This window comes from Advenella sp. RU8, from assembly GCF_048381675.1.
In the GTDB taxonomy this organism is placed as follows: Bacteria; Pseudomonadota; Gammaproteobacteria; order Burkholderiales; family Burkholderiaceae_B; genus Advenella.
This window is the reverse complement of the sequence record NZ_JBLWIS010000001.1, coordinates 255323-276753: the sequence shown is the minus strand read 5'-3', so window position 1 is coordinate 276753 and position 21431 is coordinate 255323. Positions and strand designations below refer to the sequence as shown.

Sequence of the window (21431 nt, the reverse complement as noted above, 5' to 3'; positions counted from 1 at the left end):
TTTATAAATTATATTATCTTTATTTATATTTAACATGAGTTTAATATATCAATAATTCATAAACATATAAGTATTGATTATGCTGGCATATAACACTGTTAACGCACAACTTAGCTCATCAAAAGGCAAACAGGGCTTGTTCAGGCAGAAAAACAGCCTGCTTCCCGGCCTTTTGCTGGTGTTGGGCATTGCCATGATTGCATGGTTGGCCGGAAAATGGCTACCTGTTATTGGCGGGCCGGTTTTTGGCATTGTGTTGGGTATTCTATTCAGTAATACCGTGGGTGTACGCACCACCCTGCAACCCGGCATCACATTTGCCAGTAAAAAAATCCTGCAATGGTCTGTCATTTTACTGGGGTTTGGCCTTGGATTTGATCAAATTGTCAGCACAGGCGGTGAATCCCTCGCGGTTACATTCGTCACGATCTCGGTGGCATTTATAAGCGCCCTCTTGCTGGGTAAATTACTGGGCATCAATGGCAAACTACGCACCCTTATCGGAGTCGGAACCGCCATTTGCGGTGGCTCGGCGATTGCCGCCGTTACCCCCATTATCAAGCCCGAAGACCATGAAACCGCCTATGCCATTTCAACCATTTTCCTTTTCAATATCATCGCTGTCTTGCTATTTCCAGCCTTGGGGCACATGCTGCAATTAAGCGATTACGGTTTTGGCTTATGGGCGGGTGCCGCCATCAATGACACTTCCTCTGTGGTGGCCGCCGGCTACGCATACAGCCAGCAGGCCGGTGATTACGCCACCATCGTCAAGCTGACTAGGGCCACGCTTATTATCCCCATTTGCCTGTTCCTGGTTTTTCTTGAGTTTTGGCACCAGAAAAAAAATGGCATGCCCCAAGTGGCATTGGCCAAAATATTTCCCTGGTTTATCCTTTGGTTTTTGGTTGCCTCGGGCATACGCAGCACCGGACTACTCCCCGAAGCACTGCTGCCCTGGCTGGAAGGCAGCGCCAAATTCATGATCATCATGGCTCTTGGCGCAATTGGCCTGTCAACCAACCTGCGCAAAATTGCCAGCACAGGCATCCGCCCCATCCTGCTTGGACTGGGCGTATGGGTAGCCGTAGCAACAAGCGCCCTGCTGGTCCAGTATGGCATGAACCAGCTTTAAAGCGGCCGGGTTCTTTCCAACAACCATTGCAAGGCTGCACCATCCACCAATGGCTGCAGCCGGTTCCTTACCTGTTCATGGTACTGGTTCAGCCAGTTTCGCTCTGCCTCATCCAGCATATGGGTGGCAATACAACGCGTATCAATCGGGCATAAGGTCAAGGTCTCAAATTTAAGAAAACGGCCAAACTCGGTTTCCCCCCCCGATACATTGCAAACCAGGTTTTCAATCCGGATCCCCCATTGACCAGGACGGTACAGTCCCGGCTCATTGGACGTAATCATGCCTTCCTGCATGCCGGTATTCAGATTGCGATAACCGCGATGGGAAATCCCTTGCGGCCCTTCATGTACATTCAGGAAATAGCCCACGCCATGCCCTGTCCCATGGCCAAAATCAAGTCCCTGTTGCCATAAGGGCATGCGGGCAATCGGGTCCAGCAAAGGCGCTGGAAATCCAACCGGAAAAACCGCCCGCGACAAAGCAATCATGGCTTTCAGAACCAGGGTGTAATCCGCCTTCTGGCTTTCAGAAACCTGGCCTACCGGCACCACCCGGGTAATATCAGTGGTGCCATTCAGGTATTGGCCACCAGAATCAATCAATAACAGACCATTGCCTTCAATGACCGCATGCGATTCGGGGGTGGCACGATAATGGGGCATGGCACCGTTGGCATTAAAACCGGCAATGGTGGCAAAACTGGGGCAGACAAAATGCGGTTGCCGAGCACGGGCTGCGTTAATGCGCTCATCAATCGTCACTTCGGTCACGGCTTCACCATTGGCCATGGCCTGTTCAAACCAGGCAAAAAATTCGCACAGGGCTGCACCATCTGCCTCCATCGCGTTGCGCACGTTCTGGATATCCGCTGCGGTTTTACGTGACTTCAATAACTGCGAAGGGTTCAGTGCCTCTACCCGTTTCAGTGAAGCCGCAGCCTGGCAAATGCCAATCGTGGTCCGGGCCGGATCAATCAGCAGTTTTTCATTATCTTTCAGGGCTGCAAGGGCATTACCAATATTCTCATAAGGCTTAATGCTGATCCGGTCGGTAGCCAGTTTTTCAATGAGTTCAGGGCTCAGCTTGGCCGCATCAACAAACAGTTCTGACTGCTCAGGGCCAATCAGCAAATAAGACAGGAAAACCGGATTATAAGAGACATCAGAACCCCGCAAGTTCAAGGTCCAGGCAATATCATCAAGAGAAGAAAGCAGATGCCACTGCGCCCCCAGCTTTTCCATGCCCTTGCGGATTTGCTGCAGTTTTTCAGCCCTGCTTTGTGAAACAAAAGGCGCCTCATGTTCATAGATTGCTTCTAGCGGCAAGGCAGGCCTGTCTGGCCAGATATTGTCCAGCAATGTTTCATTGCAAGAAAACCGCACTGAAACACCCTCAAGGGCAGACTGCAAATCCTGGGCTAAACGCATGCTTAAGGTAAAACCGTCGGCACCCACTTTCATGCCAGGCTGCAATTCTGTGCACAGCCAATCATCCATGTCGGGTACACCATCTTGTCCCTGTTGCATCAGGGCGATATCACTACCTTTAAGCTGGGCCTGGGCCTGTTCCCAATAACGGCTGTCTGTCCATAGGCCGGCAAAATTTGCCGTAACCAGCAAGGTGCCCGCCGAACCGTCAAACCCGCTCAACCAGGTTCTGGCCTGCCAATGCTCGGGCAGGTATTCGGATAAATGCGGATCGGCAGACGGCACAATATAGGCATCAAGACCTCGATTTTTCATCTGTTCACGCAAGCGCGCAACTCTTTGTTTGCATGGATTCATTTTCTATCACCAACAAGTCGGCAGGCCCGCAACAGGCACCTGCACAATAAATAATAAATTCGTTTTTTCATTTGTGTTTATCATAAAGAAAAAACAGTAAGAGCCTGCCAGACAAAAAAACATAAGGCCTATGAAATATTGCCGACTGTTTTTAGGGGCATGGCAAAAAGCACTATCCAATTTGACGTATGGTATCGCCAAAATCTTTGCAAATGCACATTTCGTAGCGGTTTTGCTCCTCTTTTTTCTACGTCTGCTTAGTTTTTTTTCTTTTCCAGGCCACCACCGCACCGCCACCTATAATGACAATTGCAAGGCTTACGGGAATCAAAATACTCGTTTCGCCCGCCTCTCCATGAGCATAAGTGGTACTTGCACCGCTGAGTGACGGTGTGGTGCTCAGCAAGAACTTGAAAACCTCGTTAGTGCCATAACCGTTCAAGCTGGTTTTCCCATCAGCGTTCATTGCCTTGCCGAAAGGCTGGCTGACATGTTCAGTACGGGAAGTGCCAGCTTAATTGACCCGCTGATTTCCGCATAACGATCATGCCTTGGGTCGTTATCGGTAATAAAACGGTCAAAGTTTAACGTTAACGGCTCACCCATCTTGAGGGTTATATCTTTTAACTTCTCCTGCCCGCCATTTTGCCTACCACACGCGACACTGACAGCCGATGCTGTTTAAGGCCGCGTCATGGCGACAAGCCCTGCCGTACCGTCTGGCAACGTCAGGGTACCCACCGCGTATTGGGCGCCCTTATAAGAATAAAACTGCTTGATGCTAATGTTCATGGGTCCATATCCGTACAAGGTCCCCTTATCCCAGTTCATGTTCAGCACCGTGTCTTCCATCGTGGTTTCATCAATATCCTGATCACCCGCATACATATGAGACCAGTCAAGAATAATCGCACCGTTGCCTTCTGCGCCGGAAAGGGTGAACGTCAGAAAATCATAAAGCCTGCCAGTGTCCAGTCCTTCCGGGTCATAAATAAACAAACATTTCCAGCTGGCAGCCAGATTATTAAAATCGGTTTCCTTCAGGATGCCCTGTGGCAAACCGTTCTTTTCAACGCCATCCAAAAACCACCGGAAGTCATTAATGGTGGGACGCGCTTCGGTAGAAAGGCTTATTCCATTAACCGGCACGTTTGTGTTTTCTTTAATACGCTCTGTAATATTTTCTTTGACTTTCTTGCTGTCAGCAAAGCGTGGCTTGACTGGCTCGGTATCTGGCAATGGCAATTGAACGGTTTCAGCCTGAGCAGACAAAGCCGCCTGCGGTTTACTTTCCGATACGGGTGATAAAAATGCGGGCTTGATCAATAAAACCGCGCCTATTACCATGACAACCACTGCAGCACCAGCAATGGCCTTCATTATCCCCTTGCCCTTTTGAGCTGCTGGCTGGTTCACCGGTTCTGAATAGGCTGCTTGCCCAGATTGGGCTGGAGCCTTGAAAGGTGTCGGAATCTTTGTGCCACAATAACCACAGAACTTGGCGTCATCAGGCAAACGCTCACCACAATTTGTACAGTGCATTACTGATTTCCTTTTCTCAATCGGCGCAATGGTTGCAAGCAGCCGAAAAACGCAGTCTTAGTTAATTTTTGTGCCACACTCATCGCAAAAATTGGCACCAGGTGTGAGACGGTGCCCACACTGCGGACAGAAGTTATTTTGAGGCGTTTCCAAACAAGCCTCGGGCAGAACGGCATCTTTTTCAGCGTCAGCAATAAATAGCCAGTCGATCTCTTCGCCGTCTTCACAAAAGCCAATCGAGCCACCTGCGGAGACGACGTGGAAGCTATCCTCATCAACAGGGTTCTCGGCATCACTGGTTTCCGCAAGCACCAGCAGATTATCTTTATCATAGGTTTCAATCGTATTGGCAAAGCACCAGCCTGCAGAAAGGGTTGCCGCATATTCGGCGGCGTCAAGCAAGGAGGTAAACTGTTTCATCTATAAATTCCTTTTTTATTTAAATAGTAAATTGTCACACCGTTTGCAGCGGTTTCGTTAAAGGGAAGATCATCAAGCAGAAGTCCGGGTGCCACAATTGGGGCAAAATTGCGCATCTGCCGGTAATGGACTACCGCAGTTTGTACAAAACTTTTTTGCATCGCTCCTTACTTTCAGCTGATTTGAGCCAGGCTGTCTTGCAGGCCGGTGGCTGGCTTTTTTCTGTCGCTTTACGGTACCGTTTACCAACTTGAACAGGAACAGGTAAGCAAAGGGCGCGAGAATATGGTAAATGATGGCCAACTCTCCCATCTCGTCAAACTCAACCAAAGCGCTGGGTTTATTAATGTAGGGAAAAAAAGGTAAATAACTGATCCGCTCGGATCGTGTTTGCCCGTTGACCAGCCTTGGCCAGGCTTCATCACTCAGATAGGTTACATAACCCGAATACTCCTTGCCCGAGACCCTGAATGTATAGCCCTTGGAAATAGTACGGGAGCGGTTTTCTCCTGCCCTGCGGTCATCAAGCCGGCTATCATAACTGTTTACCGTACCCACCGTCGTTTCTCCCCAAATCCCCAGGGCAAGCGTACTCAAACTGACATACGTGGCAAACAACAGGGCGCCGTAGATTAGAAAAAGAATCAACAGGGGGATTTTGTTATTATTCATTTTTGCCACCATCTTCCAACTCCTTGGCCGTCCTTTCAAGGTTTTTACTTTCACGCCATCCCACACCAAACAAGTACAAAATGGTCAAGATAAATAGCGGCGGCAACGTGAGTACTGCATAAGGGCCAAGCAAAGGCACCAACACCAAGGCCACTGCCAGCTGCACATACGCCAGCATCCGGCACCAGCAATAACCGGCAGATTGCCATCGCCACTTCATGCCGGCCATGGCCGTTAGCATGGAAAACACATACAACATTGCCGCTCCAAAACTTCCAATCCCGGCATTGTCATAGGCTAATGCGGCATTGTTAATCAAGCTCAAGCACCACCATACCATTGGCAAGGCAAAAAACAGCATCAACAAAGAAGACAGCCGAAGCAAAATGTGCCCGGGTGTGGTTTTAATGCCCATTTCCTTCCTGACAAACGGGGATTTATCTGCTTGCGTCAGGACCAGACGCCGCAATCGTAAAAAATTTAAAAATAGCTGAAAACAGCTCAAAGGATTGTAAACCAAACATAGCCAACCCGGACCTTTAACAAAAAAACGCAAACCGTGGAATTTTTTAACAGATCGTCTTATAGTGTTTCCAGCTTTATATCTGAAATTGAAGGAAATACAAATGAATGCCCGTTTCTATCTTGTTTTTGCCGCGCTCAGTTGCCTGGTTTCGGTGGCTTTTGGTGCGTTTGGCGCCCATGCCCTGAAAGCCATGGTAAGCCCAGAAAGACTGGCAGTGTGGCATACCGGTGTACTCTATCAAATGACGCATAGCTTGGGATTGTTCATACTGGTAAGCGCCAGTGCTTATCTTGCGCCGGTATTGCAAAAATGGGCCGCCCGCTTTCTGGTGGCCGGCATCGTGATTTTTAGCGGCAGCCTGTATTTATTGGTTATCACCAACACACCGGCACTGGGCGCCATCACCCCCATTGGCGGGGTCAGTTTCCTGGTTGGCTGGCTGTTACTGGCCTTGGCCGCCCTGAAAAAACAGGCCTAAAAAAACCCCGCACATTGCCACGGCAAGACAGGGTTCTTTTTAGGCTTGCTGCCCGAATCAGGGCTTTATTGTCTTGCTTTGGCGAATTTAGCGAAAGCAAGACTTGCCAGCCTTTTAGGCGAATACGGAAACATCCACCTCGACACCGGTTTTGGATTGAAGCTCTTCAATCGTGACGCCAGGTGCCAGCTCGAGCAATTTCAAGCCGTTTTCAGTGACCTCAAGCACCCCAAGATCGGTAATGATCATGTTGACAACACCCACGCCGGTCAGAGGCAAGGTACATTCTGGCAAGATCTTCAGGTCTTCAGTACCGTCTTTCTTGCGTGCAACGTGTTCCATCAGGACCAAAACACGACCAACCCCGCCTACCAGGTCCATGGCACCGCCCATACCCTTGACCATTTTGCCTGGAATCATCCAGTTGGCCAAATCGCCTTTTTCGGAAACCTGCATGGCACCCAAAATGGCCAGATTGATTTTGCCACCACGAATCATGGCAAATGAATCTGCCGATGAAAAAATGGAAGACCCCGGTAACGTGGTCACGGTTTGTTTACCAGCGTTGATCAAGTCCGAATCAATCTCGTCTTCGGTTGGGAAAGGTCCAATGCCCAGCAGGCCATTTTCAGACTGCAGCCATACTTCCATGTTTTCAGGAACATAGTTAGCGACCAGGGTAGGCAAGCCAATACCCAGGTTGACATAAAAACCATCTTGCAATTCTTTGGCAGCACGCGCTGCCATCTCTTCACGACTCCAAGCCATTCTTGTTCTCCTTATGCCTGACGGACAGTGCGTTGTTCAATACGTTTTTCCGGATTTTCATTTAGCACGATACGGTGTACGTAAATACCGGGCAGATGCACCTGATCCGGATCGAGCTCGCCGGTTTCAACGATTTTTTCCACTTCAACAACCGTGATCTTGCCTGCCATCGCGACATTGGGATTGAAGTTGCGGGCGGTTTTACGGAACACCAGATTGCCGCTGCGATCGGCGATATAGGCTTTTACCAGCGACACATCAGGAACAAGCGAACGCTCCATGACATAGTTGTGGCCATCAAACTCGCGGATTTCCTTACCCTCGGCAATCAGGGTACCCACGCCGGTACGGGTAAAGAAAGCAGGAATGCCCGCTCCACCAGCACGCAATTTCTCGGCCAGGGTGCCCTGCGGTGTAAACTCAACCTCCAGTTCACCCGCCAGGTATTGCCGTTCAAACTCTTTGTTTTCACCCACGTAAGAAGCAATCATCTTGCGAATTTGCCGGGTAGTTAACAACTGTCCCAGGCCAAAACCGTCTACACCGGCATTATTGCTGACACAAGTAAGGTTTTTAACGCCGGAATCCCTAAGCGCGGCAATGAGCGCTTCAGGGATTCCACACAAGCCAAACCCCCCCACGCCTATCATTTGTCCATCAGCGACAATATCTTTTAAGGCCAGGCTGGCGCTTTGATACACCTTATCCATCTATTTTCCTTCGTATTAAATATAAAGCGGTCAACCCTAACAAGTACCACAGTTCCCCCACATCGTTGAATTGGGGAATACACTAAAAACAGCTATTCTTGGGAAAACAGTTTCTGGATAATCTCACGCATTTGCTCGGTCCAGGGGCTGGAACGGCCGGTCGCCAGATTGGAAAACACCAGAACCGAACGTGCTGTTGCATAAACGACACCCGGCTCACCTTCTTTTTCGATGGTAATCTTGTGTTCCATGCTTGAACGACCCATCCGGGTCAATTCATGCAACACCATGGCATTGCCCGGATAATTCATGGGACGCAAAAAATCACAAGAAAGGTGCCCCACCACTACGCCCATGCCCGGTTCAAAGCAGGGCCGAATGGCATTGATGAACTCAATGCGCGCTTCCTCCATGGCCCGGAAGTAAATAGTGTTGTTCAAGTGCCCGAGCATATCCATGTCGCCCCAGCGCAAGGCAAATGAAAAAGAGTGAATGCCATGTTTAAAACTTCCTGCAAGATTTGCAGGCAAGCAGAAATTATCCATTTATGTCCTTTTATTTTGAGATATGAAATAAGCCGTTCACTCTATCAGATTTAGATTGACATTTTTTTTATCGAAAGGATTTTGTTGTTTTTGACTGCACAAAGCGTTTCATTACAATACAATCATGGAATCTGGCAATTTACAATCTATTAAGGAGTTTGCGCTCATGTCTGAACGCGAGTCAATGGAGTATGATGTAGTCGTTGTTGGTGGAGGGCCGGCTGGTCTTTCAACAGCCATCAAACTTAAGCAACTAAGCAACGACAATAATAAAGACATTTCCGTCTGTGTCCTTGAAAAGGGTGGCGAAATCGGTGCCCACATTCTTTCAGGCGCCGTCATGGACCCTCTTGCCCTTGACGAACTGATCCCGGACTGGAAAGAAAAAGGGGCCCCGCTGGAAACCGCCGTCAAAGAAGACGAGTTTCTTTTCCTGAGCGAAACCGGTGCCCGTAAAACCCCGCACTGGATGCTGCCCCCCTGCTTCAAGAATGAAGGCAACTACATTGTGCGCCTGGGTGATGTAACCCGTTGGCTGGGCGAACAGGCAGAAAGCCTTGGGGTGGATATTTTCCCCGGCTTTGCCGCCTCCGAAATCCTTTATGATGACAAAGGCGCCGTCCGTGGTGTGGCCACCGGTGATATGGGCGTAAACCGTGACGGCAGTCATTCCGATCATTATCAGCCTGGCATGGAATTGCTGGCCAAATACACGATTTTTGCCGAAGGCTCTCGTGGCCAACTGGGTCGCCAGTTAATTGAAAAATTCAAGCTGGACCAAGGCCGTGATCCGCAAAGCTATGGAATTGGCATTAAAGAAATGTGGGAAATCGACCCTGCCAAATCCAAACCTGGCCTGGTTATTCACACCGCAGGCTGGCCCCTTGATGCAGACACTTATGGCGGTACTTTCCTCTATCACCTTGATAACAATCTGGTTGTGGTCGGTATGGTGGTTGGCTTGGACTACGCCAACCCATGGTTGTCACCGTTTGAAGAATTCCAGCGCTACAAGACACACCCCAGCATCAAACCCTATTTTGAAAACGGCAAGCGCATTGCTTACGGCGCCCGTGCCCTGACCGCTGGCGGCCTGCTTTCCCTGCCCAAACTGGTCTTCCCGGGCGGTGCCCTGGTGGGTTGCGAAGCCGGATTCCTGAATGCATCGCGCATCAAGGGCAGCCACGCCGCCATCAAGACCGGTGCGCTGGCCGCACAGGCACTATACGACGCACTGGTTGCCGAACGCAGTCACGATATCCTCAGCGACTATCCAATCGCTTTCGAACAGTCCTGGCTGTACCAAGAGCTGAACAAGGCGCGCAACTTCAAGCAATGGTTCAAAAAAGGCCGCACTGTGGCTACCGTCATGACCGGTGTTGAACAACTGCTGTTCAAGGGCAAAATGCCATGGACCATTCACCGCACCAAGGCAGACCACGAGTGCCTGAAACCGGCCGCTGAATGTGCAAAAATCGAATACCCCAAACCAGATGGCAAAATTACTTTTGACCGCCTGAGTTCCGTGTTCATTTCCAACACCAACCATGATGAAAATGAACCGATTCACCTTACCCTGAAAAACCCGGATATCCCGGTTGACACCAACCTGAAGGTTTACGCAGGCCCCGAACAGCGCTATTGCCCTGCCGGTGTTTACGAGTTTATCAAAGACGATAACGGCGACGATAAACTGCAGATCAACTCACAAAACTGTGTTCACTGCAAAACCTGTGATATCAAAGACCCCACCCAAAATATTGTGTGGGTTGCGCCGCAGGGTGGTGAAGGACCCGTCTACAGCGGCATGTAATTGTCGGCAGGCCCACTTAACGGCCTTGCCCTGACCGGGCTGGCCGGGCCTTGAAAACAGCCATCAAAAAAAACGGAACCAACACTATCCGGACTAAAAACGCCATTATGCCAATGGCGTTTTTTTCATGTTTTTTACCACAGATACAAATTCATAGCTACTTATTTATTTTCTATCAAATTAAGTACAAAAACATGACAAATAAAAGAATATAACAACAAATATTCTTATCTCCCTATAAAAAACAATCAATCATGCACAATAAAACGCTTTTTATTGTGCCCAGCAATCTTACCGATAAAAAACGCCGCAAATCATTCCCTGATGAAGGAAATACAGAGGGGCAATTACTTGCGATGTTATTGATTCTTCTATAGAATTCATTAAGCTTTTGGATAAAGCAAGTACGAATACCTTACACTTTTAATTATATTGTTACGACTATGCATCCACTAATACCCAAACAACGAAAGATAATGGCTTATTGCAGTCATTTTCTAGTCGCAGTTTCTTGCATCACCCTAGGCAACCTGGCTTCAGCACAAAATGTTTCCGAAGACCCCATCAGGCAACTGGTTACTACCCAACAATCCATTTCCCTGAATCAGGCGGTTGAGGTCAATGAACAATACCCTCTGCCCGATACCGATATCAACTGGTCTCCCAAATTATCCGACCCCATCGGGGATCTGATTGTCCAGGCTAAACTGGATCGCTCAAACCGTGACGCCTCTATCAGCATCAACAAATCAGGCTCTAGCGAACTGGCTCAGGCAGCCCTGAACTACCTGGGCGTGCGTTATCGTTTTGGTGGCACCACCCCCAGCACCGGTTTTGACTGCAGTGGCTTTATTTACTATACAGCCAGCAAATACATGGGTGTCAACCTGCCCCGGAATTCCCAATCAATGGCGGGCATTGGCTTAAAAGTTGCCAAAGATGCCCTTAAACCCGGCGACCTGGTTTTCTTTAACACACGTGGATTTACCTATTCACATGTAGGTATCTATTTAGGTGCCAACAAATTCGTGCATTCCCCACGCACTGGAACCGTTGTCCGTGTTGAAGACATGAGTAACGATTACTGGACAAAACGCTATAACGGTGCGCGACGCCTTGAAGGACGCACGGTGGCGGCTTACTGATCCCACACAAAATAAACACCAAAAAACCTCATCCGCACAATGCTGATGAGGTTTTTTTAATTAAGGCCGGGCTTATTGCCTGCCATGATGGGGCAAATGGTTTTAAAAATTAGCCGGATTATCACAGGTTCATGAAATCAGGCGGCCATTTTTCCCTGCCGTTGCGGACAACGCTCGCAACAGCCATACCCGCATTGGTTCAATGCCTGTTGCATGCAGCTCACCGAACGCCTGCAGGCAACCACAGGTACCCCTGCCCGCTGGGCGGCAGAACGAAACGATTTCATCACATTATGGCCCAGAAAATCAGTTAATAAAATAACCACTTGGGTGCCACTGGGCAATTGATAGGTTTTTTTTTGGTGGGAAGGATCCCGGCCACTAATATGCTGTCTGATTTCAATATTATGATCTTTAAGCAAACCGGGAATATTTCCCAAACGGTCAGCCCCTACCACCACTGCACTCATGCTCATCATTGGTTCTCCTTAAGTTGAATTTATTATAAATGAGAATCATTATCAATAACAAGCGGTTTTTTAACACTACAGGGTTTTTACTCAATGGCAATCAGAACGATTTTCTATAAGATTAATTTAAACGAACGTTTGAATTAATATCATGAAACAGTCCAGAAGTGAACAAACCCGCAACAACATCCTGAACACGGCAGAATCCCTGTTCGTGCAATACGGTTATGAAGGGACCTCCCTGCGGCAGCTTACCAGTGAAGCCAAAGTGAACCTGGCCGCTATCCATTACCATTTCGGCTCAAAAGAATCCCTGGTGCATGCCGTCCTGAAACGGCGTCTGGAATGGATCAATCAGGAGCGTTTGCGCATTCTTGATGAACTGGAGCACCAGGCCATGGGTCATCCACTTAAGCCTTCACAAATCGTTGATGCCTTTTTTGGCACACTGTTGCGCCAGGCAATGAATCAGGACAATGACAATGCCATCGTGCTACGCTTGCTGGCCCGCACCATGAGCGACCCCTCCCGTTTCATCAAAACCCTGTTTGCCCAGGAACATGCCGAGGTGATCGACCGTTATAAAGCTGCGCTGTTCAAGGCATTGCCCGGCGTTCCCGAAGCTGAAATACTGTGGCGTTTTCATTTCATGCTTGGCGCGACCTCACACGCGCTTGCAGGAATAAACGTATTGCGCGAAGCCACCGACCTCGACAATGCCGGGCAAGACCACCCTGCCTACGATGAAAACCTGCTACCCCGATTAATGAGTTTCCTGCTAGGAGGTCTGCGTGCTCCTCTTCCACCGATTGCGTAACTGGCGCAAAAACACCATCAGCGCCCCCATCCTCAAGGCCTTCAAAAAAGTCTTGCCACCCATGTCTTCCACAGAAAAGGAAGCCATCGAAGCAGGAACAGTCTGGTGGGATGCCGAATTGTTCAGCGGCAATCCCGACTGGCAAAAACTCATGACTTATCCTGTTCCTGCCCTGACCAGGCAGGAACAGGCATTCCTGGATAACGAAGTTGAGCAGGCCTGCTCTCTGGTCAATGACTGGCAAGTTACGACACAGGACATGGATTTACCTGAAGCCGCCTGGCAATATATCCGCGAAAACAAATTCCTGGGCATGATTATTCCGCCACAATATGGCGGCCTGGGTTTTTCTGCCTTTGCCCACTCTGAAGTCATTACCAGACTTTCCACCCGAAACTCGGCCCTGGCGGTTTCCGTCATGGTGCCCAATTCCCTGGGGCCTGCTGAACTGCTGGTCCATTATGGTACGCCCGAACAAAAAGATTACTACCTGCCACGACTTGCCAGCGGCCAGGAAATTCCCGCTTTTGCGTTAACCAGTCCGTGGGCCGGTTCCGATGCCGCTGCCATTCCTGACAGCGGGATTGTCTGCAAAGGTGTATGGAATGGAGAAGAAGTATTGGGCATGCGGGTAAGCTGGGACAAGCGCTACATCACCCTGGCACCGGTATGCACCCTGCTTGGCCTGGCATTCAGGCTGTATGACCCCGATGGCCTGCTTGGTAACCAGAAAGACATTGGCATTACCTGTGCTCTGGTACCACGCGACCATCCGGGGGTGGAAATTGGCCGGCGCCATTTTCCGCTCAATGCGATGTTCATGAACGGGCCCACCAGGGGCAAGGATGTTTTCATGCCCCTGGACTTTATTATTGGCGGCCCCGAAATGGCCGGACAAGGGTGGCGCATGCTCATGGAATGCCTGGCCGCGGGCCGTTCCATTTCCCTGCCATCATCCAATGTCGGCATGTCGCAACTGACGGTTCGCACGGTAGGGGCCTATAGCCGTATCCGCAAGCAATTCAACCTGCAGATTGGCCGCTTCGAGGGGATAGAAGAGGTCCTGGCACGTATGGGTGCCAACACTTATGCCAGTAATGCCGTACGCATCATGACCGCAGGGGCCGTTGATCTGGGTGAAAAACCATCAGTGGTGTCCTCCATAGCCAAGTACCATGTCACCGAACGCGCCCGCAGCGTTGTCAATGACGGCATGGATATTATTGGCGGCAAGGGAATCTGCCTGGGGCCTTCAAATTTCATGGGCCGTGCCTACCAACAGATACCGATTGGCATTACGGTGGAAGGTGCCAATATCCTAACCCGCAGCCTGATCATTTTTGGCCAGGGGGCTATCCGCTGCCATCCCTATATCCTTAAGGAGATGCAAGCCGCGCAGGAAGCTGACCCGACTACCTCACTGGACAACTTCGACAGGCTGTTATGGCAGCATATCGGCTTCAGCACCCGCAACGGCCTTCGCACCCTGGCCAGCGGCCTGTTCGGTGCCCGGGTATTTACCATTCAGCACCATGCCGCCCCCGAAACCATGAAATACTATCGCCAGATCACCCGGCTATCCAGTGCACTGGCTTTCATGGCAGACCTGACCATGCTTTCCTTGGGGGGCAGCCTGAAACGCCGGGAAAAAATTTCAGCCCGGCTGGGCGATGTACTGGCCCAGCTTTATATTGCCTCGGCCACGCTCAGGCAATATGAAAACAACGGCAGGCAACAGGATGAACTGCCCCTGGTGCACAAAGCCGTTCAACAGTGCCTGTTTGATGCACAGTCAGCCCTGCTGCAAACCTGCCGCAATTTTCCGAAACGGGGCATTGGCCTGCTTTTGCGCCTGTTCAGTTTTCCCTGGGGCGCCTCGTTTTCCCCACCTTCAGACGCCCTTGACAGCGCCATTTGCGAACAGCTGATGCAACCTTCTGCCACTCGCGACCGCCTGACCGTCAATTGTCATATCCCCAAAGATATTGACGACCCGGTTCATGCCATAGAACAAGCCTTGCTTTATGCCATCAAGGCTGAGCCAATAGAAGCCAAAATCAGGCAAGACGAAAAAAATGGCATTTTCAAAAACCACCCCAGAGCCAACGACCGTGATATTGCGCAGCTTGCCTTCGAAATGAACCGCATCAGTACCGAAGAATACGAACTGCTAGCAACCCGCAACAGACTAAGGGACACCGTTATCCATGTTGATGATTTTCCTCCTGACCTCCGAAATCCGGCCGCCTTCATGAATATCAGGAATACCCGCCAAGGAGACCGCACATGACCTTCAAACCCGTTTATATTATTGATGGTGCCAGAACCCCGTTTCTAAAAGCCCGCAATGCACTCGGCCCCTTTTCGGCCAGCGATCTTGCCGTGCAAACCAGCCGCAGCCTGCTGTTGCGCCAGTCTTTTGGCGCCACTGAACTGGATGAAGTCATTGCAGGCTGTGCCTCGCCTTCAGCCGACGAAACCAATATCGGCCGTGTTATCGGCCTGCGCGTGGGGAGCGGCCACAAGGTTCCCGCCTGGACAGTCATGCGCAATTGCGCCTCGGGCATGCAGGCGCTGGATTCTGCCCTGCTTAACATACAAACCGGCCGCTCGCACCTGGTGCTGGCGGTCGGCACCGATGCACTGTCACATGCACCCATCCTGTTTTCCGACAAAATGGTCGATTGGCTAAGTCAATGGAATGCGGCCAAAAAACCGATACAAAAATTGCAAGCCCTTCGTGGTTTCAGGCCTGCTTATCTTGCTCCTGTCATTGGTTTGCTTAAGGGTTTAAATGACCCGGTAGTTGGCATTTCCATGGGCCAAACGGCCGAAAACCTGGCCTGGAAATTTGGCATTACACGCCAGGAAATGGATGCCTATAGCGCCCGTAGCCATCAACGCACCATAGCGGCGCAAAATCGCAAACAGTTTGCCGAAATCACACCCATCATTGATGCCAAAGGCAATCTTTATGCTGAAGATGATGGCGTGCGTCCTGACTCCACTCCCGACAAACTGGCCAAACTCAAAGCGGTGTTTGACCGCCCCAGCGGCAACATCACGGCCGGCAACAGTTCGCAGGTTAGCGATGGCGCTGCTGCATTACTCCTGGCCTCTGAAGAAGCCGTGCAAAAATTTGGCCTGCAGCCACTGGGAAAAATTACCGACTGCCAATGGGCGGCTCTTGACCCCGCCCAAATGGGACTGGGTCCGGTTCATGCAAGCATACCGTTGCTGCAACGAAATGGTTTAAGTTTACAAGATCCGGAACTATGGGAAATCAATGAGGCCTTTGCCGCCCAGGTGCTGGGCTGCCTGCGCGCCTTTGAAAGTGAAGAGTATTGCCAGGAACATTTCAATACACCCGCCTGGGGCCCGCTGGACCAGGAAAAACTGAATGTGGATGGCGGCGCGATTGCGATTGGACACCCGGTTGGTGCATCGGGTGCCCGCATCGTCCTGCATCTGCTGCATGCACTGCGGGCACGTAACCTTAAAAGGGGAATAGCCACCATTTGCATTGGGGGCGGCCAGGGGGGCGCCATGCTGATAGAAACCATGAAGGATGAGACATGAGCACAGAATTGGATTTAAAAAACTGGTCACTGCACATTGACGAGAAACAAATTGCCTGGTTAAGCATCAATTGTCCCGAACGCAGCATGAATGCGCTGTCTGTCCAAGTCATGGAAGAATTGAAAACGGCCATAGACCATCTGGAAAAAAACACCGTGCAAGGACTCATCTTTTTATCGGGAAAAAGCAATGGTTTCATCGTCGGCGCTGATATCAATGAGTTCACCGACATCAGCAGCCCGGATAGTGGCAGGCAATTGATCGAACGAGGCTGGAACCTTTTCAACCGGATAGAAAAACTGCGCTTCCCCACACTTGCCCTCATCCATGGTGCCTGTCTTGGGGGGGGCATGGAACTGGCCCTGGCCTGCAAATACCGTGTCCTGCTTGATACCCCCAAGCCTGCCCTGGGCTTGCCCGAAGTCATGCTGGGCATCTATCCGGGCTGGGGAGGCCTCAAACGCCTGCCCTTACTGATTGGCCCGCAGGCGGCGCTGGACATGATACTGACAGGCAGAACGCTGGATGCCCGCAAGGCAAAAGCGCTGGGGCTGGTTGACATCGTGGTGGCACCTCGTATTGCCCGTCAGACTGCCACAGACCGAGTGTTATCCGGACAACCGCGCCGTCAGGCCAAAGGGTTGGCCAAATGGCTCAACATGCAGCCGCTTAAAGGATTAGTGGCCCGCCAGGCCAGAAAAAATGTTACCCGCAAAGACCCCGATGCCCATTACCCGGCCCCCCGGGCCATTATCGACATTTGGGCGCGGCACAACGGTAATGGGCTGGCTGCTCCGGATATTGTCAACAAGCTGTTGAATTCACCGGTTACCACCAACCTGATCAGGGTTTTTCACCTGCAAGAAAGACTTAAGGCTTTTGGCAAGCAAACCGGCACGCTACCGGTTAACCATGTGCATGTGATTGGTGCAGGCGTGATGGGCGGCGGTATTGCGGCATGGTGTGCCTTACAAGGCATCAAAACCACCTTGCAAGACACCGATTACAGCCGGATTTCCGGTGCCTTCAAGGCCTCAGCGGCGCTTTTTGCTCGCAAGGATAGGTTAACCGCACAGGCCGCCCGTGACCGGCTGATTCCAGACCCCGAAGGGCACGGCATACGCAACGCCGATTTGGTGATTGAGGCCATCTATGAAAACGCCGAAGCCAAACAGGCCCTTTACCAAAAACTTGAAGCATTAATGAAACCGGATGCCATCCTGGCGAGCAATACCTCAAGCCTTTCTATCCAGGCGCTGCGTACCGGACTGAAACGGCCAGAACGTTTTCTGGGCATTCATTTCTTTAATCCGGTCGCAAAAATGCCACTGGTTGAAATTGTGCATGCCGAAGGCATCAGCCAGCAAACGATTGACCGTGCCTGCGCCTTTGCCGGCCAAATTGGCAAACTGCCACTTCCTGTGCAGGATACACCCGGATTCCTGGTCAATGCGGTGCTGGCCCCTTATATGCTGGAAGCCATGCACTGTATTGATGAAGGAATCGCGCCCGAAATCATTGACACCGCCATGCTGAAGTTTGGCATGCCAATGGGCCCCATTGAACTGGCCGATACGGTAGGCCTTGATATTGCCCTGGCGGCCGGCACGCAATTATCAGGGGACAAACCGGTGCCCAAATGCATTGCCGCCCTCGTAGGGCAAAAGAAACTGGGCATCAAGACCGGTGAAGGATTTTATAACTGGAAAAACAGAAAGCATGGCATCCGTTCCGACAAACCCGTTCCAGACGGACTGGCACAGCGCCTGATATCCCCATTGATTGAACAGGCAAAACGGCAAACCCAAAAAGGCATTACCGAAGATGCCGACCTGACGGATGCCGGCATTATTTTTGGTACCGGATTTGCCCCATTCAGGGGTGGGCCGTTGCACTACAGCAATACAAAATTGGAGTAAAGGCAATAGCAATAAAAAAGCACACTATAAATCAAGGAGACAAACTCATGAGCAAATACAATAACCATATACGCAAACTGACCCTTTCAACGTTGAGCCTTTCATTATTAGCCCTGTCGAGCTCGGTACATGCAGCTGGTTTTGGACTGATGGAACAAAATGCCAGTGGACTGGGAAATGCCTACGCTGGCTCGGTAGCAATTGCTGATAACGCCAGTACAATATTCTTTAACCCGGCAGGCATGAGCCGGCTTCCAGGCCTGCAAATTTCGATTGGTGGCGCGCTGGTCAAGCCTGGGTTCAAATTCAAAAACAACGGCCAATCCACCCTGCCTGGCTATTTCAGTGCCCCCGGTTCGCTGGCTCCCATACAGTTGGGCGGCAATGGAGGCGATGCAGGCACGATTGGCTTCCTGCCTAATGCCTACATTTCTTACCAACTTAATGACCGGATCCATCTGGGCTTGGGCCTGGGCGCACCATTTGGCCTGAAAACCGAATACGATGATGACTGGCTGGGACGTTACCATTCAAGAAGCTTTGATATAAAAACTTATAATATCAATCCCTCGATGTCATTCAAGGTCAATGAGCAGTTTTCCATTGGGGCCGGGCTCAATATCCAGCATATCAATGCCACCTATCAAAAAAGCGTGCCCGTGCCCATTCCTGTCGCCCCAGGTGTTATCCGTTTTGCCGATGGTGAGGCAGAAGCCAAACTGAAAAAAACCGCTCTGGGCTGGAATATTGGTTTCCTGTATGAACCGGTACCCGATACCCGCTTCGGTTTTTCGTATCGCTCAAGACTTAAGCATAAAGCCACTGGCGATACCGAAGTGGTGTTTAATGTGCCCGGCCGCGGACAACAAACCCTGTCCTCCGAGTCCTCCGCCACGGTTTCCCTTCCCGACATGGCCATCCTGAGTGCCTATCACCGCCTCAATGAGCGTTGGGAAATCATGGGGGATATTTCCTGGACCGGCTGGAGTAGCATTCCAGAACTAGCCATCAAAAACAATGCTCCGCTGCAAGACACCACCCTGGACCTGAGATTCAAGGATTCATGGCGAATTGCGCTGGGTGCCAATTACCAACTTAACCCTGCCTGGAAACTCAAGGCTGGTGTGGCATGGGACCAATCTCCCGTACGCAAGGCCAGCCACCGCCCCGCCTCGTTGCCAGACAATGAGCGCTGGTGGTTTTCGGTAGGTGCCCAGTATAAACCCTCTGAAAACACCGCCATTGACCTGGGCTATACTTATCTGTACATCCCCAGTGCCAAGGTTGACAACACCAACGGGGGAAATCTTGCCCAATACGGCCGCCTGGCCGGAAAATACACGGGTAACGGTCATATTTTGGGTGTGCAGGTTTCCCACCGGTTCTGATCAAACCGGGCATAACATTCAGGAAAAGGGGCAACAATATGAAAAAAACATGGATTCCCAACTATCCACCGGGTGTACCGGCGGAAATAGATGCAACCCGATACTCATCACTGGTTGATATCTTCAACCAAAGTTGCCAAAAATTTGCCCCTTCAACCGCCTATATATCAATGGGCAAAAACCTTAGCTATGCCCGGCTCGACAACCTATCCCGCGACTTTGCCGCCTGGCTGCAAAGCCGGGGCATCAAACCGGGCACCCGGATTGCCTTGATGATGCCAAACCTGTTCCAGTACCCGATTTGCCTGTTTGGTGCCTTGCGGGCCGGCTGTACGGTGGTTAATTGCAACCCCCTGTACACGGCCCATGAACTTGAGCACCAGCTTAATGACTCAGGTGCTGAAGTGATTGTGATTGTTGAAAACTTTGCCGCCACCCTGCAGGCCGCACTCCCCAGGCTGACATCAATCAAAACCATCATCGTCACTTCTATTGGTGAAATGCTGGGGCTGAAAGGTCATCTGGTAAATTTCGTGATCCGCCACATAAAGCGCCTGGTTCCGGCCTGGTCGCTGCCAGGTCATGTCAGGCTAAACCAGATTTTGAACAAATCGGGCAAACTGCCTTTCAGCCCACCTGCCTTGGGCCATAATGACATTGCCTTTTTACAATATACAGGCGGTACCACCGGCGTGGCCAAGGGGGCCATGCTGACCCACGGCAATATGGTTGCCAATGTCTGCCAGGCCTATGCATGGGTAAAACCATACACCACCGATAACAAAGATTTTATTATTACCGCCCTGCCGCTGTACCATATATTCGCCTTAACCGCCAACTGCCTGACCTTCCTGATGCTGGGGGCCCGCAACCTGCTGATCCTGAACCCGCGTGACATTCCGGCTTTTGTCAGGGAAATCGGCCAATATCCATTTACTGCCATCACCGGTGTCAATACCCTGTTCAATGCCCTGCTAAACAACGAGGATTTCACCCGGCTGGATTTCAGCCATTTGCACTTTACGCTGGGAGGCGGCATGGCAGTACAGCGCCCGGTCGCCGAACGCTGGAAAATAGTGACGGGCAAACCACTTTCCCAAGCTTATGGCTTAACCGAAACCTCGCCCGCAGTAACCATTAACCCGCTGGACCAGCATGATTTCAATGGTTCAATCGGATTGCCCGTGCCTTCCACCGAACTATCCGTGCGTGATGACAAAGGCAAGGAAATGGGCACGGGGGAAGTTGGGGAAATTTGCGTCAAAGGACCGCAGGTCATGAAAGGTTACTGGAACAATCCGGAAGAAACCCAAAAGGTATTTGACCGTGACGGTTTCCTGCATACCGGAGACATGGGTTATGTTGATGCCGACGGATTTGTTTATCTGGTTGACCGGAAAAAAGACATCATTATTGTGTCAGGATTTAATGTGTATCCTAACGAGATTGAAGACGTGGTAGCCAGCCACCCCGACGTACGGGAAGTGGCTGCCGTGGGCGTTGATAACGGTCCTGCCGGAGAAATTGTCAAGATTTTCGTGGTTAGCAAGAATCCTTCCCTGACAGAAAAGCAATTAATTGATTTCTGCCGCCAAAGCCTGACCGCCTACAAGGTGCCCAAGCTGGTGGAGTTCAGGGATGAACTGCCCAAAACCAATGTGGGCAAAATCCTGCGACGGGCATTAAAAAACCAATCAAGCTGAACCAGCCAGCCACC

Annotated in this window: 20 protein-coding genes; 10 read left to right on the top strand and 10 right to left on the bottom strand. The window is 50.8% G+C overall.

Going from position 1 to position 21431, the window contains the following annotated elements; translation table 11 throughout:
- The first annotated feature begins 79 nt into the window (after positions 1-79).
- Positions 80-1135, top strand: coding sequence for a YeiH family protein (locus tag ACM5Q9_RS01255; RefSeq protein WP_418142922.1), 1056 nt, complete (start codon positions 80-82; stop codon positions 1133-1135).
- On the opposite strand, the gene ACM5Q9_RS01250 is transcribed toward ACM5Q9_RS01255, so the two are convergent.
- From ACM5Q9_RS01250 to ACM5Q9_RS01225, 6 genes are all read right to left on the bottom strand, one after another.
- Positions 1132-2922: an aminopeptidase P family protein gene (locus ACM5Q9_RS01250; RefSeq protein ID WP_418142921.1), complete on the bottom strand. Its 1791-nt coding sequence runs from the start codon at positions 2920-2922 to the stop codon at positions 1132-1134. The genes ACM5Q9_RS01255 and ACM5Q9_RS01250 overlap by 4 nt on opposite strands.
- A 247-nt stretch (positions 2923-3169) precedes the next feature.
- Positions 3170-3388: an LPXTG cell wall anchor domain-containing protein gene (locus ACM5Q9_RS01245; protein WP_418142920.1), complete on the bottom strand. Its 219-nt coding sequence runs from the start codon at positions 3386-3388 to the stop codon at positions 3170-3172.
- 215 nt (positions 3389-3603) lie between these two features.
- Positions 3604-4464 (bottom strand): zinc ribbon domain-containing protein, encoded by an 861-nt coding sequence (locus tag ACM5Q9_RS01240; protein ID WP_418142919.1) that lies wholly within the window; start codon positions 4462-4464, stop codon positions 3604-3606.
- Positions 4465-4521: 57 nt separating this feature from the next.
- The gene (locus ACM5Q9_RS01235; RefSeq protein WP_418142918.1) at positions 4522-4884 is read right to left on the bottom strand and encodes a zinc ribbon domain-containing protein; all 363 of its coding nucleotides are present in this window, start codon (positions 4882-4884) and stop codon (positions 4522-4524) included.
- Positions 4885-4956: 72 nt separating this feature from the next.
- Positions 4957-5556: a zinc ribbon domain-containing protein gene (locus tag ACM5Q9_RS01230; protein WP_418142917.1), complete on the bottom strand. Its 600-nt coding sequence runs from the start codon at positions 5554-5556 to the stop codon at positions 4957-4959.
- Positions 5549-5971, bottom strand: coding sequence for a hypothetical protein (locus tag ACM5Q9_RS01225; protein WP_418142916.1), 423 nt, complete (start codon positions 5969-5971; stop codon positions 5549-5551). Before ACM5Q9_RS01225 ends, ACM5Q9_RS01230 begins: the two co-directional genes overlap by 8 nt.
- A gap of 211 nt (positions 5972-6182) precedes the next feature.
- Here ACM5Q9_RS01225 and ACM5Q9_RS01220 point away from each other — a divergent pair, with 211 nt between their 5' ends.
- Complete coding sequence (locus ACM5Q9_RS01220) at positions 6183-6560, top strand: DUF423 domain-containing protein (RefSeq protein WP_418142915.1); 378 nt, start codon at positions 6183-6185, stop codon at positions 6558-6560.
- Positions 6561-6674: 114 nt separating this feature from the next.
- Here ACM5Q9_RS01220 and ACM5Q9_RS01215 read toward each other — a convergent pair whose 3' ends face one another.
- The 3 genes from ACM5Q9_RS01215 to ACM5Q9_RS01205 all read right to left on the bottom strand — a co-directional run bounded on the left by ACM5Q9_RS01215 (position 6675) and on the right by ACM5Q9_RS01205 (position 8583).
- Positions 6675-7328 carry a CoA transferase subunit B gene (locus ACM5Q9_RS01215; protein ID WP_418142914.1) on the bottom strand — a complete coding sequence of 218 codons (654 nt, stop codon included), beginning with the start codon at positions 7326-7328 and terminating at the stop codon, positions 6675-6677.
- Positions 7329-7339: 11 nt separating this feature from the next.
- Positions 7340-8038 (bottom strand): CoA transferase subunit A, encoded by a 699-nt coding sequence (locus ACM5Q9_RS01210; RefSeq protein WP_418142913.1) that lies wholly within the window; start codon positions 8036-8038, stop codon positions 7340-7342.
- A gap of 92 nt (positions 8039-8130) precedes the next feature.
- Entirely contained in the window at positions 8131-8583 is a 453-nt protein-coding gene (locus ACM5Q9_RS01205; protein WP_418142912.1) for an acyl-CoA thioesterase, read from the bottom strand.
- 166 nt (positions 8584-8749) lie between these two features.
- On the opposite strand from ACM5Q9_RS01205, the gene ACM5Q9_RS01200 reads away from it, so the two are divergent.
- Positions 8750-10396, top strand: coding sequence for an electron transfer flavoprotein-ubiquinone oxidoreductase (locus ACM5Q9_RS01200; protein ID WP_418142911.1), 1647 nt, complete (start codon positions 8750-8752; stop codon positions 10394-10396).
- A gap of 476 nt (positions 10397-10872) precedes the next feature.
- Complete coding sequence (locus tag ACM5Q9_RS01195; RefSeq protein ID WP_418142910.1) at positions 10873-11541, top strand: C40 family peptidase; 669 nt, start codon at positions 10873-10875, stop codon at positions 11539-11541.
- Between the two features lie 137 nt (positions 11542-11678).
- Here ACM5Q9_RS01195 and ACM5Q9_RS01190 read toward each other — a convergent pair whose 3' ends face one another.
- A complete protein-coding gene (locus ACM5Q9_RS01190; RefSeq protein ID WP_418142909.1) occupies positions 11679-12020 on the bottom strand; it encodes a DUF2325 domain-containing protein in 342 nt (113 codons plus the stop codon).
- Between the two features lie 142 nt (positions 12021-12162).
- Here ACM5Q9_RS01190 and ACM5Q9_RS01185 point away from each other — a divergent pair, with 142 nt between their 5' ends.
- The 6 genes from ACM5Q9_RS01185 to ACM5Q9_RS01160 are packed head-to-tail and all read left to right on the top strand — an operon-like array spanning position 12163 to position 21417.
- On the top strand, positions 12163-12828 hold the full coding sequence (locus ACM5Q9_RS01185; protein ID WP_418142908.1) for a TetR/AcrR family transcriptional regulator: 666 nt from the start codon (positions 12163-12165) through the stop codon (positions 12826-12828).
- Positions 12803-15118 (top strand): acyl-CoA dehydrogenase, encoded by a 2316-nt coding sequence (locus tag ACM5Q9_RS01180; RefSeq protein ID WP_418142907.1) that lies wholly within the window; start codon positions 12803-12805, stop codon positions 15116-15118. The genes ACM5Q9_RS01185 and ACM5Q9_RS01180 overlap by 26 nt, the downstream gene beginning before the upstream one ends.
- A complete protein-coding gene (locus ACM5Q9_RS01175) occupies positions 15115-16407 on the top strand; it encodes an acetyl-CoA C-acetyltransferase (RefSeq protein WP_418142906.1) in 1293 nt (430 codons plus the stop codon). The genes ACM5Q9_RS01180 and ACM5Q9_RS01175 overlap by 4 nt, the downstream gene beginning before the upstream one ends.
- Positions 16404-18326: a 3-hydroxyacyl-CoA dehydrogenase NAD-binding domain-containing protein gene (locus ACM5Q9_RS01170; RefSeq protein ID WP_418142905.1), complete on the top strand. Its 1923-nt coding sequence runs from the start codon at positions 16404-16406 to the stop codon at positions 18324-18326. The genes ACM5Q9_RS01175 and ACM5Q9_RS01170 overlap by 4 nt, the downstream gene beginning before the upstream one ends.
- A 47-nt stretch (positions 18327-18373) precedes the next feature.
- A complete protein-coding gene (locus ACM5Q9_RS01165; RefSeq protein ID WP_418142904.1) occupies positions 18374-19714 on the top strand; it encodes an OmpP1/FadL family transporter in 1341 nt (446 codons plus the stop codon).
- 38 nt (positions 19715-19752) lie between these two features.
- On the top strand, positions 19753-21417 hold the full coding sequence (locus tag ACM5Q9_RS01160) for an AMP-binding protein (RefSeq protein WP_418142903.1): 1665 nt from the start codon (positions 19753-19755) through the stop codon (positions 21415-21417).
- The last annotated feature ends 14 nt before the right edge of the window (positions 21418-21431 follow it).